Origin of the sequence: Alteromonas lipotrueae (genome assembly GCF_019249215.1) — a bacterium.
Taxonomy (GTDB): Bacteria; Pseudomonadota; Gammaproteobacteria; order Enterobacterales; family Alteromonadaceae; genus Alteromonas; species Alteromonas lipotrueae.
Genome location: NZ_JAESDI010000014.1, coordinates 77,594 through 92,560, shown reverse-complemented (window position 1 = coordinate 92,560; position 14,967 = coordinate 77,594). Strand labels below are relative to the sequence as shown.

Sequence of the window (14,967 nt, the reverse complement as noted above, 5' to 3'; positions counted from 1 at the left end):
TGGGTTGAAACCTTTGTCAATAAAGTTAAAAGTTAGCTACTCAGTCCTTACACCTCTATTAATAAGCGCATTTTGAACTTCAGATAGCGTCACTCTTTGAGTAACCTTTTTGATTAGGTCAAAATCTTCTGATGACGAATTCTCTATTATCTGCAAAACGAGCTCGAAGTTGCTAGATACATAGCGCCTTCCTTTTACGATAGCGCGCTGAAGAGCTGGTCGCTCTAAATTTTTATTCATATAGCTTTCGTATTTCTTAAGTGAAGAGCTCGTAAAGTTCACACTTTGACGATGCGGAAATGGACCATAGCCATTTCGGTTACTTTTTAGAGAAGAAACTCCATCACCTTTATGTATGATGTTTGGTCTTCCTCTAGCTAGTAGGGCTACATATTCTCGTTGGCTGCGAAACATCCGATGCATCACAAACCAAGAATCTATAGGCCTATTAAGAAATTCATGCGACAAGATTGCGCCAGTTTTCCCATCTGATACGAATTTGTCTCCATTAGGCAATATTCTTTCAAACTTATCGTCTCGAGGGCCATGGGGGGTCAGGAATGGCTTATTAAGAGAAGTTGATATGAGGCTCTTAACATGGAGGGAGCGCGATATATCAATCTGTTGTGCTATCGCCCGAGTAAACGCTTCAGCCGATTCACATTTATTTCCCCATTGGAAGCTGACAACTTCTGGCTCATCTAATGTCTGGATCAAGCTTTTAATGTTCATGCCTATATCGGGAGGCACCAAAAATTCATCGATGTCCAAAAATAGGCAGTGTGTGAACCCTTGGATCCTGCTAGACGCTAGAGCATCCTGGTAAACTTTAGTTTGCGGGTTTCCTTTGTGGCTTTCAAAAAGATCATCTGCATTAACGAGATTAACTCGACTGTCCTTTTCAAATATTTCGATATAGTCAAGCGTATTGTCGCTACAGCGGTTAAAGTGTATTTCAATCTCATCGACTCCCAAATAGAGGTGATGAAAAATCCATTCAGCTAAATATGCGGCTTCGTTTTTTGCTATTGCAACCAGCTTGATTTTCGAATCAGACGAGCGCTTTGTAAGCGCGTGTTTCATATTATGTAATAGATTGAAAAACATATTAGCTAACTACGTCTCTAAACATTATTAACTGAGTTTGTTTTTCTCTGACTTTTACAATTTGTCCTTTTTCAAAGGTCGCTGGATATCTATAGACCTTACCCACAAAGCCACTGCGATGCATGTTTCGTTCAGCGCCCTGCGCCCTGTAGTCGGATAATTTCAGTTGGTCTACAACTTCGTCGTCTAGTAAAATATAAGCTTCTAAAGCTTCTTCTTGCTCGTAGCAACAGCCCCACATATTAAGCTGCTTTCCTTTGTCTTTAGGTGCCAAGTTCATTTCACCGAATCTAACCAATGGAAGCCCTTTGTTCAAAAGATTTTTATGTACGTCAAATCGCTTCAAGGCATAGTCATAAAATGCAAAGTCTTGGGAGTTCATTTCACGAATTAATGTAATCTCGTCCTCACTGAACGTATAAGCACCTGAAGGTTTCGCAGTATTTTTGTTTATATCAAGTACTTTAATGTCAGTACCATAATACTGATTAAATAGCGCGATTGACTCGTTGTATCTTTCAGTTATACCAATAAACCCTATAGCATCGGCCCATACACCATTTAATGCTTTAGATTGCATATTGGCAAATCGATTTTCTTTAATGAAATCTTTGAAACTTCCTTTATACCCGTGGAGCCTTGAGAAGTGCTCGAAATGAGAGCGTACTTGTTGAGCAGGGTCACGAACAAAAGTTACTACGCTCTTAGGCTGAAAAAACGGTGCATACTTGGGGTAAATGACATGCCCAGACAAAAGCTTTGCGCTGCTCTTGATACATTTTGCAGCAAGATATCTGTCCTTCAACTCGTATTCATACTTTACTATATCGGGATGCGTTTCTTTTGAGCCTTTTCCATAGTCAAAATATGTAGCGTCAGAACCAAAATATTGCTCAGCCGCCACTCGAAAACTAGAACCGGCGGTCTTAGGGATATGTATAAAAAATAGGGGGAAATTGTTCATAATACTTCTAAATATTCAATCACTATCGCAGCGAAAAATTTTCATGGGTAATAGATAAGTTAGGATTATAGGCAGTGTCATTCGATAACACCTTCATCCACTTTTCCTTCATATATTCGCTTTCTTTATTAAATCTGGCGATTTTTTCTGGGGTATCTTCTTCACCACGGCTTATCGACTCATGGTGGTAAAGCTCTGCCCAAGGTGTAAACAGGTTTCGATAGCCTGCGGTATGTACCTTCAAACAAAAATCCACATCGTTAAAGGCTATGGTGAGGTCTTCTTCATTTAGCCCGCCTACCTCTTCAAAAACAGACTTACGCACTAGTAAACAAGCTGCGGTAACGGCAGACATATTCTGGACTAGATGCAACCGCGTAAAATAACCGGGTTCACTCTTGTGGAAGTATTTGTGTGAGTGGCCAGCAACGCCGCCTATTCCTAAAACAACGCCAGCATGCTGAATAGTATCATTAGGATAATAGAGCTTGGCCCCTACACAGCCAATTTCAGGTCTTAAAGCATGGGAGACCATTTCTGTTAGCCAATGCTCGCTGATAACTTCGATGTCGTTGTTTACTAAGCCAACGACGTCTCCGCTTGCTTGTGATACCGCAAAGTTATTAATTGCTGAATAGTTAAAAGGCTTATCCCACTTCAACACGCTAAAGTTACTTTTTCCGTCTAAATAGTCATTAAAGAGGGCTAATGTTTTCTCACAGCTCGTTTGATTGTCTACAACAATAATTTCAAAGTTTTCGTATGATGTCTTATTGTAGATAGATTCTAAGCATTGCTTCAGAATGTCGTAGCCGTCTCTTGTGGGTATAACCAAGCTCACCAAAGGTGGTTTAGCAGGCAAAGCCCAATTAACTTTATAGGTGTTGGGGTATGCCCCTTTTTCAACAGATGCACTTTGCTTTGTCTGCGAAAGGAAATGCTTTATCGACTCAATTCCTGCATCGGTTGTGTACGATTTAGCTGATGCATTCGACGCTGTTGAGTTTTCGATAACTCGCCAGTGATAAAGAATGAAGGGTAAATGCACCACTTCTTCACAACTAAGATTAGCTGTAGCTCTTAATAGTAAATCGTGATCTTGTGAACCTTCAACACCAACTCTAAAACCACCAACCTTTTTAAGTAAGCTGGTTTTATAAACTGCTGGGTGGCATATGTAATTTTGACTTAGCAGTAAATCTGGATTCCAGTCTGGCTTGAAATGCGGTTGGTGCCGATTTCCTTGCTCGTCTATTTTATCTTCGTCGGCATACAGAACTTGCGCTGATGCATTCTCTGTAATGGCCTTTGCAAAGAACGATAACGTATGTGCAGGTAAAGTGTCATCGTGATCAAGTAAGAGAACGTAATCATTAGCCACTAAGGCTAATGCTTCGTTACTTGCTTTGGAAATATGCCCATTTTCACTGAGCAATTTCACTTTTATATTAGGATACTTCTGTTCATATGCCTTTAATACTTCGATGGTTTCCATGTTAGTTGATGCATCGTCTGCTATACAAAGTTCCCAGTTTTGATGCGTTTGTTGAACTACAGAATCGATACATGCTTTTAAATACACAGGGTCGGTATTGTACGTCGGCAATATGATAGAAAACTTTACTTCAGACTGATTTGCAGTGAAAGCTTGCTTCATCTTCTCTATGGCACGCGGCTCATCAAACTCTACCCAAAACGGATAGCTTTTCTCCATTGCACCATGAGTAAATGTATTATTGTATTCTTGGTAAACGGTATCTACTAACCGCCCACCGTTCAGCCTGCAGTTCGCGGCCAAGTATTCCTCAATGTTATCTACATGACTAAGTAACTTGTACAAGCGCTGTTTCATGTGCCTCATTGCAATGAAGGAGGGCACTTTTGAAATCATGAAAGTATTTATTGTGAACTCTGTTTCTGCATCACAAGGGTCGAACCTGAGCATAGCGTTTGCACTTTCAAGGTAGAAAACTCTATTCACGAACTTAGTGCTATGCCAAGGCACATCGATAGACACCAATTCACCCTTTTGAAGGTTAGAATAAAGCTTTCCTATGTGCGACTGATGATTTGCCTCGTTAATCTTTATACGCAAAAGGTACCACCCTTTACTAAAGCTACGAGTGGGAATGCGTCGCGCAGGATGAATAATGAATTGCGGGTCATCTCCCGTTGATACCCAACTGGAACCACTATTGTCTGCCTTGACTGGCGCTAACTCATGATGGGGAACAATGATTAACTTTTTGGCTAGCCGATAGGCTAATCGTTTTAAAGTTGCAGGCTTGAGAATTTTAGATAACAAAACGGGTGGACACCTTTTCCTATATAAAGCTTAGAATGCTTTCCTTAAACTTCATTTGTTACGTAGAAGGTTTACTACATACCTTTACGGCGCTAATCATACCGCATTTAATAAAATTGAAACACACGAGAATGATGATATTAAGCGATGACATAATTGCACAAAAAGAAAAAGGCACCAATGGGTGCCTTTTTAAATATTTTAACTGTCTTTTTTACTTAGCTACACGCCCATACCTATCAGAAAAACGCACAATATCGTCTTCACCTAAGTAGGCGCCTGACTGAACTTCAATAAGCTCTAATTGGATCTTACCCGGATTTTCTAGAGCGTGAACCGCACCTATAGGAATGTAAACCGATTGGTTCTCGGTGACTAATGTGGTTTTATCATCAATGGTGACATTGGCACTGCCCGATACTACTATCCAGTGCTCAGCGCGATGGTGGTGCATTTGGACCGAAAGCTTTTCGCCAGGTTTTACAGTAATACGCTTAACTTGGAAACGGGCACCGTTATCAATTGAATCGTAACTTCCCCATGGGCGAAAAACTTCACGATGGAATTGAAATTCTGGACGTTTCTCAGCTTTAAGTTTATTGACTACATTCTTGATGCTCTGTGCATCGTCTTTGTGAGCGACCATCACCGCATCTTTGGTTTCAACTACAATAACGTCTTCTAAACCAATAACTGATACTAAGCGCTGCTCAGCATTCACGTAACTGCTTTTTGTATTCTCTAGAATGGTATCACCAACAGAAACGTTACCATTTTGGTCTTTTTCCGCAGTTTCCCATAATGACGTCCAGCTGCCTACATCACTCCACTGTGCATCAAGCGGTACCATAGCAGCACTGTCAGTTTTTTCCATTACTGCGTAATCGATAGAATCATCTGGGCAGGTAGCAAAAATATCATGATCAACCCGGATAAAATCTAGGTCTGGGGCTTCTGTATCGATGGCGCGTTTACATACGTCTAGCATTTCAGGGCTGTATTTTTCTAGCTCTTCTAAATACCTGCTAGCTTTGAACATAAACATGCCACTATTCCAATAATAGTCGCCAGAATCTACATATCCTTTTGCAGTTTCAAGCGCTGGCTTTTCAACGAACTCAGCAACTTCATAACCATCACCGAGTGTACTCCCAGCTTTGATGTAGCCGTAACCCGTATGTGGTTGATCTGGCACTATACCAAACGTCACTAATTTACCTTGCTCAGCTAACTTTTCTGCTTTTTCGATTGCAGTATGGAATGCAGGCTCATCTTTGATTAAGTGATCAGCTGCTAGCACGAGTAAAACAGGGTCTTCGCCATTCATCGTTGCATGCAACGCCGCTAGTGCAATAGCAGGTGCAGTATTACGGCCAACTGGCTCTAACAAAATACCGCCGTGGTTAATATCTTTTTGACGTAATTGTTCTGCAACCAAAAAGCGATGGGCATCATTACATATGAAAATGGGGCTTTGGGCTTTAGTGCCATTCAACCGAACGATAGTGTCTTGCAACATGGTGTTATCGGATGTAAGTGACAGAAACTGTTTAGGTAACGCCGCTCTTGATTTTGGCCATAAGCGGCTTCCAGTGCCGCCTGCAAGTACTACTGGTTTCATATTAACTTCCTTAATGGGTGAGAGAACTCTCACGTCCTGATACTTTATTATCCTTTAAGTATACAAAGATTTGTTTAGGTATGAAACGGGGCTTCCTGCAATTAACCGGATTAATTATTACTTGATGTGGATATTAATTTTCATAAACAAAAAACCCGGCCTAAGCCGGGTTTTTTAATAATTCTGAATTATCAGAATTAAGAGTATTTATTACTCTTCAGTTGCTTCTACTGCTTCTTCTTCAGCTTCAACAACTGGACGGTCTACTAGTTCAACGTATGCCATAGGGGCATTGTCGCCAGCACGGAGTCCGCATTTAAGAATGCGAGTGTATCCGCCTGGGCGAGCTTCGTAACGAGGACCAAGCTCGTTGAATAGTTTACCAACAACTTCTTTATCACCAGTGCGGGCGAAAGCTAAACGGCGATTTGCAACGCTGTCTTGCTTAGCCATAGTGATAAGAGGCTCAATAACGCGACGTAATTCTTTCGCTTTTGGTAACGTCGTTTTGATCACTTCGTGCTTGACCAAAGAGCCGGCCATGTTCTTGAACATAGCTTGACGATGGCTGCTGTTGCGATTCAACTGACGACCACTCTTACGATGGCGCATAGTTTTATCCTTCTCTACAAATCAGTTTATTAAAAACCTGATTAATCTTTTTCAGCGATGCTCTCAGGCGGCCAGTTTTCTAGGCGCATACCTAGAGAAAGTCCACGAGATGCTAGAACATCTTTGATTTCAGTTAGCGATTTTTTACCAAGGTTTGGCGTTTTAAGTAGCTCAACCTCAGTACGCTGAACCAGGTCACCAATGTACTGGATAGCTTCTGCTTTTAAACAGTTAGCAGAACGTACAGTTAGCTCTAGGTCATCAACTGGGCGAAGTAGAATCGGATCAAATTCCGGCTTCTCTTCTTTCGCTTCTGGCTCAGACACATCACGTAAATCTACGAATGCATCAAGCTGTTCAGCTAGGATAGTCGCAGAACGGCGGATCGCTTCTTCAGGATCTAAAGTACCGTTCGTTTCCATATCGATAATCAATTTGTCTAGGTCTGTGCGTTGTTCAACACGGGCAGACTCTACACTATAAGCTATACGCTCTACTGGGCTGTATGAAGCATCAACTAATAAACGACCAATTGGACGATCATCTTCTTCAGAGGAGCGACGGGTAGAAGCTGGTACATAACCGCGACCCATTTCTACTTTAATGCGCATGCTGATTTCAGCTTCGCCAGTTAAAGTACAAACTAAGTGGTCGGGGTTAACAATTTCTACGTCGCCATCATGCTGAATGTCACCAGCAACAACAGGGCCAGCGCCAGATTTCACTAGAGTTAGGGTTGCCTCAGTTTTACCTTCAAGGCGAACCGCTAAACCTTTAAGATTTAGCAAGATTTCAATTACGTCTTCTTGCACACCTTCTTTGGTGCTGTACTCGTGAAGAACGCCATCAATTTCTACTTCAGTAACTGCGCATCCTGGCATGGATGACAACAAGATACGACGTAGGGCGTTACCTAGAGTGTGGCCAAAGCCGCGCTCTAGTGGTTCCAAAGTTACTTTGGCACGAGTAGGAGAAACGTTTTCGATCTCAACTAATCTCGGTTTAAGGAATTCAGTCACAGAACCCACAATGCTTCCTCTTTAGTTAGCTTTACTTAGAGTAAAGTTCAACGATCAACTGTTCGTTAATTTCCGCAGACAAATCAGTTCTTTCTGGTAGGCGCTTAAAAGTACCTTCCATTTTAGTGCTGTCTACTTCAATCCAAGTTGGCTTCTCGCGTTGGTCAGCCAGTTCCAAAGCAGCTACGATACGAGCTTGCTTCTTAGCTTTTTCACGAACAGAAACCACGTCTTCGGCAGAAACGTTGAATGATGGAATGTTCACAACTTGACCATTTACCATGATCGCCTTGTGGCTAACTAGCTGACGTGCTTCTGCACGTGTGCTAGCAAATCCCATACGATAAACTACGTTATCAAGACGCTTTTCTAAAAGTTGTAACAAGTTTTCACCTGTGTTCCCTTTTAGACGTGCAGCTTCTTTATAGTAGTTACGGAATTGCTTTTCAAGAACGCCATACATACGACGAACTTTTTGTTTTTCACGCAGCTGAACACCGTAGTCAGACAAACGGCCACGACGGGCTCCATGCTGACCAGGCGCTGTATCGATTTTACATTTAGAATCGATTGCGCGAACGCCGCTCTTAAGGAACAAATCAGTTCCTTCGCGACGGCTAAGTTTGAGTTTTGGACCCAAATATCTTGCCATGATCTTTCTCCAACTGTCCGTCGATTAAACGCGACGTTTTTTCGGTGGACGACAACCGTTGTGAGGAATTGGTGTCACATCGGTAATATTTGTGATCTTATAACCAGTAGCGTTAAGAGCACGGATCGCAGACTCACGGCCTGGACCTGGACCTTTTACAAACACTTCTAGGTTTTTAAGACCGTATTCTTGTGCAGCAACACCTGCACGCTCTGCAGCAACCTGTGCAGCAAATGGGGTAGATTTACGTGAACCACGGAAACCTGAACCACCAGATGTCGCCCATGCTAATGCATTGCCTTGACGGTCTGTAATAGTCACAATTGTGTTGTTGAAAGACGCATGGATATGAGCCATACCGTCTGCAACCTGACGTTTAGCGCGCTTACGCGTACTACGAGCTGGTGCTTTAGCCATAACTTATTCCCCGTTTACTTCTTAATTGGCTTACGAGGACCTTTACGGGTACGCGCATTTGTTTTAGTGCGCTGACCACGTAGAGGCAAGCTACGACGGTGGCGAATACCACGGAAGCAACCCAGGTCCATCAAACGTTTGATGCTCATAGAGACTTCACGGCGTAAATCACCTTCAACGGTAAATTTAGCCACTTCGTCACGAAGCTTATCAATAGTCGCTTCGTCTAGCTCTTTGATCTTTGTATCTTCTGCAACACCAGCACCTACACAAATGCTTTTAGCACGTGTAGGACCAACGCCATAGATCGCTTGGATAGCGATTACAGCATGCTTGTGCTCAGGAATGTTAATGCCAGCGATACGGGCCATTAACAGCACTCCTCTAATTTATTGTTGACGACCTAAAAAGCCCGATAGGATACTTACCCGTCAACTAAATTGCAAATATTTAGGTTCTGAACACTTTAAACAAAACCAGCAGAACCTGATAAGTATAAGTCAGGCCCTGCTTATTGGCTTTGCGAGTATTCAGTACCGCGTAGATTAACCTTGCCTTTGCTTATGCTTCGGCTCTGTACAAATTACGCGCACAACACCGTTGCGTTTGATAACTTTACAGTTACGGCAAATCTTTTTAACTGATGCACGAACTTTCATTACATCACTCCCCTATCTTATAAATTAAGGGGCTAACTTAACGGCCGTAGCCTTTAAGATTAGCTTTCTTCAGAACAGACTCATATTGACTACTCATCAAATGTGTCTGCACCTGTGCCATAAAGTCCATGATAACCACCACAATAATTAGAAGCGACGTACCACCGAAGTAGAACGGAACATTCCAGGCAATTAGCATGAATTCAGGCACCAAACAAATAAAGGTTATGTACAGCGCGCCTGCCAGAGTCAGACGAGTCATTACCTTATCGATATAACGTGATGTTTGCTCACCAGGACGGATACCTGGTACAAACGCACCAGACTTCTTCAAGTTATCCGCTGTTTCACGCGGGTTGAAAACCAACGCCGTGTAGAAGAAGCAGAAGAAGATTATCGCTGTTGCGTATAACATCACATACAGGGGCTGACCTGGAGATAGCATAAGTGCTACGTCCTGCAACCACGCCGTAGATTCATTCTGTCCGAACCATCCTGCGATAGTACCCGGAAACAAAATGATGCTGGAAGCAAAGATGGGTGGAATAACACCAGCCATGTTGACTTTCAGTGGTAAATGCGTGCTTTGCGCGGCAAAAACCTGACGGCCTTGCTGACGCTTTGCGTAGTTTACCACAATTCTGCGCTGTCCGCGCTCTACAAATACCACAAGGTATGTAAGCGCAATAACAATCACAGCCATCAACAACAAGAACAACAGGTTAATGTCGCCTTGTCTTGCTTGTTCTGCCGTCTGACCTATCGCTGTTGGTAGACCGGCAACAATACCAGCAAATATCAATATAGAAATACCGTTACCGATACCTCGTTCAGTAATTTGCTCACCTAACCACATTAGGAACATCGTTCCTGTGACCAAGCTCACTACTGCCGTAAAGTAGAATCCGAAGCCAGGGTTCAATACCAGTCCATTAATTAGGTTAGGCAGACCCGTCGATATTCCAATTGATTGGAAGATAGCCAATACCAACGTTAGATAACGTGTGTACTGACTAATTTTACGACGACCTGCTTCGCCTTCTTTTTTAAGCTCTATCATCGGTGGATGAACCACCGAGAGCAACTGCATAATAATTGATGCAGTAATGTATGGCATGATGCCCAAAGCCAGAACGGATGCACGCTCAAGCGCACCACCGGAGAACATGTTAAACATTTCTACAATGGTACCTTTCTGTTGCTCGAACAAGTCAGCAAGTACAGCTGGATCGATGCCCGGAATAGGAACATAAGAACCTAATCTGAATACAACAATCGCACCGAGTACGAACAACAATCTTGCTTTAAGCTCACTCAAGCCGCTTTTCGCGCCTGAATCCAATCCTGGTTTAGCCATCTAGCTTATTCCTCTACTTTACCGCCAGCAGCTTCAATCGCTTCTTTAGCGCCTTTAGTAACCTTTAAACCGCTTACTGTAACAGCGCGTGATACTTCACCGCTCTTGATAACTTTAACGAACTGAATCTCTTTTTTCACAAGACCAGCTGCTTTTAAAGTTTCTAGAGATGCTGTATCACCATCAACCTTTGCGATTTCTGCAAGAGTTACTTCGTCAGTAACGAAGCTCTTACGTGATGTGAAACCGAATTTCGGAAGACGACGCTGAAGTGGCATCTGACCACCTTCAAATCCTGGCTTAACACGGCCACCTGAACGGCTTTTTTGACCTTTGTGACCTGCGCCACCTGTTTTACCTAGACCTGAACCGATACCACGACCAGTACGCTTACCAGAATGTTTAGCTCCTGGAGCAGGAGCAATAGTATTTAAACGCATAACTTACTCCTCGACTATTTCGACCATGTAATTAACACGGTGAATCATGCCGCGTACACTTGGCGTATCTTCCAGTTCACGAACATGGTTGATTTTACGAAGGCCTAAACCTTTAAGCGTAGCTCTGTGCTTTGGCAGACGGCCAATCGCACTTTTAGTTTGCTTTACTTTAATCGTTGCCATGTCTGATTACCCCAAAATTTCTGATACAGACAATCCACGTTTCGCAGCAACTTTCGCTGGAGAATTCATCTCTGTCAGCGCGTTGATTGTTGCACGAACAACGTTGATTGGGTTCGTAGAACCGTAACATTTTGAAAGTACGTTCTGTACACCAGCTACTTCAAGTACTGCACGCATTGCACCGCCGGCGATGATACCGGTACCTTCTGATGCTGGTTGCATGTAGACTTTAGAGCCAGAGTGACGACCTTTAATTGGGTGCTGTAACGTGTGGCCGTTAAGGTCAACGTCAACCATGTTGCGACGTGCCTTTTCCATAGCTTTCTGAATTGCAGCAGGCACTTCACGTGCTTTACCGTAACCAAAACCTACGCGACCATTACCGTCACCCACTACTGTCAATGCAGTAAAACTAAAGATACGACCACCTTTAACCACTTTAGATACGCGGTTAACAGCAATCAATTTCTCTAATAGTTCACCGTTCTGAACTTCTTGTTTAGCCATTATAAACTCCTAGAACTGAAGGCCAGCTTCGCGAGCTGCATCAGCTAATGCCTTAACGCGACCGTGGTATTTAAAACCACTACGATCGAAAGCCACTTTTTCAATGCCTTTCTCTTTAGCGCGTTCTGCAATTGCTTTACCGACTATCGCCGCTGCTTCAGCGTTACCTGTTGACTTAAGATCTTTTGCAAGTTCTTTATCTACAGTAGAAGCCGCTGCTAATACTTCAGAACCGCTAGGAGCGATTAACTGAGCATAGATGTGGCGAGGTGTACGGTTAATTACCAAGCGATGCGCGGCCAGTTCACGAATTTTTGCTCGTGCGCGTGTAGCGCGACGAATGCGAGCTGTTTTCTTATCCATCGTATCACCCACCTACTTTTTCTTAGCTTCTTTACGACGTACATGTTCGTCAGCGTAACGTACACCTTTGCCTTTGTAAGGCTCTGGTGGACGGTAAGCGCGAATGTTCGCCGCAACCTGTCCTACAACCTGCTTATCGGCGCCTTTCACGACGATTTCAGTTTGCGTAGGCGTTTCAACGGTAATGCCTTCAGGCATCTCGTATACTACTGGGTGAGAGAAACCAAGCGTCAGGTTTAGTTTGCTACCTTGTGCTTGCGCACGGTAACCAACACCATTTAACTGAAGCTTTTTCTCAAAACCTTGTGAAACACCTTGAACCATTGCGTTAAGAAGAGAGCGAGCAGTACCTGCTTGCGCCCAGCTGTCAGCGAAACCTTCACGAGGAAGTGCTTTCAGTTGGTTTTCTTCTTGTACAACTTCTACAGCGTCGTTAAAAACGCGGGTCAAAGTGCCTTTACTACCTTTTGCGGTAATTTCTTGGCCAGCGATAGAAATATCTACACCTGAAACCAAGTCTACTGGGGCTTTTGCTACTCGTGACATTTCAACTCCTCCGTTATGCTACATAACCGATGATCTCACCGCCCATGCCAGCGTTACGCGCTGCACGGTCAGTCATCACACCTTTAGAAGTCGACACGATCGCGACACCCAATCCACCCATTACTTTAGGAAGCTCATCTTTTTTCTTATAGATTCGCAGACCTGGGCGGCTTACACGCTCAATAGTGTCAATTACTTGCTTGCCTTCGAAGTACTTAAGCGTAACTTCTAAAACAGGCTTAACGTCACCAGATGCAGCGAAGTCAGTAATATAACCTTCAGACTTTAATACTTCACAAATTGCTACGCGAAGTTTAGAAGAAGGCATAACTACAGAAACTTTTTCTGCCATTTGGCCGTTACGGATGCGGGTAAACATATCCGCGATAGGATCTTGCATGCTCATTATCAGCTACTCCTTACCAGCTGGCTTTTTTAAGGCCAGGGACTTCGCCGCGCATCGCTGCTTCACGCAGTTTGATACGGCTAAGACCGAATTTGCGAAGGTAACCATGTGGACGACCAGTTACGCGGCAGCGGTTACGCTGACGTGAAGAACTTGAGTCACGTGGCAGTTGTTGTAGCTTAAGAACAGCGTCCCAACGCTCTTCTTCAGATACGTTAACATCGCTGATAGTCGCTTTAAGTGCGGCACGTTTTTCTGCGTACTTAGCTACTAGCTTAGCGCGCTTTAATTCACGGGCCTTCATTGATTCTTTTGCCATAACCCTACACCCTACTTTTTAAATGGGAAGTTGAACGCGTCCAGCAGAGCACGTGCTTCTTCATTTGAGTCCGCACTGGTAGTGATAGTAATATCCATACCACGAACTTTATCCACTTTATCGAAATCGATTTCAGGGAAAATGATTTGCTCACGCACGCCCATGCTGTAGTTACCACGACCGTCGAATGACTTAGGGTTCAAACCACGGAAGTCGCGAACACGTGGGATAGCGATTGAAATCAAACGCTCAAGGAATTCCCACATACGCTCGCCGCGTAAGGTTACTTTACAGCCAATCGGATAACCTTCACGGATTTTAAAGCCCGCTACTGATCTTCTAGCAACTGTAACAATCGGCTTCTGACCGGCGATAGCCGCCATGTCAGCTTGAGCATTCTCAAGCACCTTCTTGTCAGCAATTGCTTCACCTAAACCCATGTTTAGAGTGATTTTTTCAATCCGAGGGACTTGCATGACGCTTTTGTACCCGAACTGCTTAGCAAGTTCAGCTACTACTGTTTCTTTATAGAAATCATGCAGTTTCGCCATCGTACTCTCCAATATAATTAAACAAGTTCGCCGTTAGATTTGAAGAAACGAACTTTCTTCTCATCTTCGAAACGGAAACCAACGCGATCTGCTTTGCCCGTTGCCGGGTTAACAATCGCAACATTAGAAACGTGAATAGAAGCTTCTTTCTCAACAATCCCACCAGCTACACCCAATTGTGGGTTTGGCTTAGTGTGCTTCTTGATAAGATTAACACCTTCTATAATTACACGGTTATCAGCAATAAGCACTTTAAGGACTTTGCCTTGTTTGCCTTTGTCTTTACCCGCTAATACGACTACTTCATCATCACGACGAATTTTATTAGCCATTATCGTGACTCCTTATAGTACCTCTGGGGCCAATGAGATGATTTTCATGAAGTTTTCACTTCTCAACTCACGGGTTACCGGTCCAAAGATACGCGTACCAATTGGTTGCTTGTTTGCGTTAAGCAAAACAGCTGCGTTGCCGTCAAAACGAATGGATGAACCATCTGCACGACGAACGCCTTTTCTAGTACGCACCACCACTGCATTCAGTACGTCACCTTTTTTAACTTTACCGCGAGGAATTGCTTCCTTCACAGTAACTTTGATGATGTCACCGATACCTGCATAACGGCGATGCGAGCCACCAAGAACCTTAATACACTGAACCCTGCGAGCGCCGCTGTTATCTGCAACGTCCAGGTTAGTTTGCATTTGGATCATGTTAGTGCTCCGCTCTATTATGAGACTCTGCCGAGTCGTTATTGCTGCTAAACCCAACAAACATTGTTGAATTTATATACATACCCCCATAAAAAGGGCGCGAAACTATAACAGAAATTTTGAGCTAGAGATAGCGTTAAATTGGATTATTTTTAATCGATGGGGAATTTGAGTAAATCGCTTATGAAAAGCGCGAGGGGCGCACGAAATGTGCCGGAAACTTGTG

General features: G+C 43.4%; 21 protein-coding genes. All 21 read right to left on the bottom strand.

The features are described 5' to 3' along the window. Positions 1 to 36: 36 nt before the first annotated feature. Positions 37 to 1,107: a glycosyltransferase family 2 protein gene (locus tag JKP82_RS16435; protein ID WP_159533477.1), complete on the bottom strand. Its 1,071-nt coding sequence runs from the start codon at positions 1,105 to 1,107 to the stop codon at positions 37 to 39. 1 nt (position 1,108) lies between these two features. Beyond that, a complete protein-coding gene (locus JKP82_RS16430) occupies positions 1,109 to 2,071 on the bottom strand; it encodes a hypothetical protein (protein ID WP_159533479.1) in 963 nt (320 codons plus the stop codon). Positions 2,072 to 2,093: 22 nt separating this feature from the next. After that, positions 2,094 to 4,376 carry a glycosyltransferase family 2 protein gene (locus JKP82_RS16425; RefSeq protein ID WP_218397856.1) on the bottom strand — a complete coding sequence of 761 codons (2,283 nt, stop codon included), beginning with the start codon at positions 4,374 to 4,376 and terminating at the stop codon, positions 2,094 to 2,096. Positions 4,377 to 4,590: 214 nt separating this feature from the next. Next, a complete protein-coding gene (locus tag JKP82_RS16420; RefSeq protein ID WP_159533483.1) occupies positions 4,591 to 5,997 on the bottom strand; it encodes a mannose-1-phosphate guanylyltransferase/mannose-6-phosphate isomerase in 1,407 nt (468 codons plus the stop codon). 210 nt (positions 5,998 to 6,207) lie between these two features. After that, the gene (gene rplQ / locus JKP82_RS16415) at positions 6,208 to 6,609 is read right to left on the bottom strand and encodes a 50S ribosomal protein L17 (protein WP_013786212.1); all 402 of its coding nucleotides are present in this window, start codon (positions 6,607 to 6,609) and stop codon (positions 6,208 to 6,210) included. Positions 6,610 to 6,650: 41 nt separating this feature from the next. Continuing rightward, positions 6,651 to 7,640, bottom strand: coding sequence for a DNA-directed RNA polymerase subunit alpha (locus tag JKP82_RS16410; RefSeq protein WP_041452624.1), 990 nt, complete (start codon positions 7,638 to 7,640; stop codon positions 6,651 to 6,653). A 19-nt stretch (positions 7,641 to 7,659) separates the two neighbouring features. Next, the gene (gene rpsD, locus JKP82_RS16405) at positions 7,660 to 8,280 is read right to left on the bottom strand and encodes a 30S ribosomal protein S4 (protein WP_013786214.1); all 621 of its coding nucleotides are present in this window, start codon (positions 8,278 to 8,280) and stop codon (positions 7,660 to 7,662) included. A 24-nt stretch (positions 8,281 to 8,304) separates the two neighbouring features. Further along, positions 8,305 to 8,697, bottom strand: coding sequence for a 30S ribosomal protein S11 (gene rpsK / locus JKP82_RS16400; protein ID WP_013786215.1), 393 nt, complete (start codon positions 8,695 to 8,697; stop codon positions 8,305 to 8,307). A 14-nt stretch (positions 8,698 to 8,711) separates the two neighbouring features. Continuing rightward, complete coding sequence (gene rpsM, locus JKP82_RS16395; protein WP_013786216.1) at positions 8,712 to 9,068, bottom strand: 30S ribosomal protein S13; 357 nt, start codon at positions 9,066 to 9,068, stop codon at positions 8,712 to 8,714. A 174-nt stretch (positions 9,069 to 9,242) separates the two neighbouring features. After that, positions 9,243 to 9,356: a 50S ribosomal protein L36 gene (rpmJ, locus tag JKP82_RS16390; protein ID WP_013786217.1), complete on the bottom strand. Its 114-nt coding sequence runs from the start codon at positions 9,354 to 9,356 to the stop codon at positions 9,243 to 9,245. A gap of 37 nt (positions 9,357 to 9,393) precedes the next feature. Continuing rightward, complete coding sequence (gene secY / locus JKP82_RS16385; protein WP_013786218.1) at positions 9,394 to 10,713, bottom strand: preprotein translocase subunit SecY; 1,320 nt, start codon at positions 10,711 to 10,713, stop codon at positions 9,394 to 9,396. Between the two features lie 5 nt (positions 10,714 to 10,718). After that, positions 10,719 to 11,153: a 50S ribosomal protein L15 gene (gene rplO, locus JKP82_RS16380; RefSeq protein ID WP_013786219.1), complete on the bottom strand. Its 435-nt coding sequence runs from the start codon at positions 11,151 to 11,153 to the stop codon at positions 10,719 to 10,721. A 3-nt stretch (positions 11,154 to 11,156) separates the two neighbouring features. Further along, positions 11,157 to 11,336: a 50S ribosomal protein L30 gene (gene rpmD / locus JKP82_RS16375; RefSeq protein WP_013786220.1), complete on the bottom strand. Its 180-nt coding sequence runs from the start codon at positions 11,334 to 11,336 to the stop codon at positions 11,157 to 11,159. Between the two features lie 6 nt (positions 11,337 to 11,342). Then, on the bottom strand, positions 11,343 to 11,843 hold the full coding sequence (rpsE, locus tag JKP82_RS16370) for a 30S ribosomal protein S5 (protein ID WP_013786221.1): 501 nt from the start codon (positions 11,841 to 11,843) through the stop codon (positions 11,343 to 11,345). 9 nt (positions 11,844 to 11,852) lie between these two features. Next, on the bottom strand, positions 11,853 to 12,206 hold the full coding sequence (gene rplR, locus JKP82_RS16365) for a 50S ribosomal protein L18 (protein WP_041453128.1): 354 nt from the start codon (positions 12,204 to 12,206) through the stop codon (positions 11,853 to 11,855). A gap of 12 nt (positions 12,207 to 12,218) precedes the next feature. Next, the gene (rplF, locus tag JKP82_RS16360) at positions 12,219 to 12,752 is read right to left on the bottom strand and encodes a 50S ribosomal protein L6 (RefSeq protein ID WP_057795824.1); all 534 of its coding nucleotides are present in this window, start codon (positions 12,750 to 12,752) and stop codon (positions 12,219 to 12,221) included. Positions 12,753 to 12,765: 13 nt separating this feature from the next. Then, positions 12,766 to 13,158, bottom strand: coding sequence for a 30S ribosomal protein S8 (rpsH, locus tag JKP82_RS16355; protein WP_013786224.1), 393 nt, complete (start codon positions 13,156 to 13,158; stop codon positions 12,766 to 12,768). 13 nt (positions 13,159 to 13,171) lie between these two features. Beyond that, complete coding sequence (gene rpsN, locus JKP82_RS16350; RefSeq protein ID WP_126871760.1) at positions 13,172 to 13,477, bottom strand: 30S ribosomal protein S14; 306 nt, start codon at positions 13,475 to 13,477, stop codon at positions 13,172 to 13,174. A gap of 11 nt (positions 13,478 to 13,488) precedes the next feature. Next, complete coding sequence (rplE, locus tag JKP82_RS16345) at positions 13,489 to 14,028, bottom strand: 50S ribosomal protein L5 (protein ID WP_013786226.1); 540 nt, start codon at positions 14,026 to 14,028, stop codon at positions 13,489 to 13,491. A 17-nt stretch (positions 14,029 to 14,045) separates the two neighbouring features. Beyond that, positions 14,046 to 14,360 carry a 50S ribosomal protein L24 gene (gene rplX / locus JKP82_RS16340; protein ID WP_013786227.1) on the bottom strand — a complete coding sequence of 105 codons (315 nt, stop codon included), beginning with the start codon at positions 14,358 to 14,360 and terminating at the stop codon, positions 14,046 to 14,048. A 12-nt stretch (positions 14,361 to 14,372) separates the two neighbouring features. Continuing rightward, positions 14,373 to 14,741, bottom strand: a complete 369-nt coding sequence (rplN, locus tag JKP82_RS16335) for a 50S ribosomal protein L14 (protein ID WP_013786228.1) — start codon at positions 14,739 to 14,741, stop codon at positions 14,373 to 14,375. Between the last annotated feature and the right edge of the window lie 226 nt (positions 14,742 to 14,967).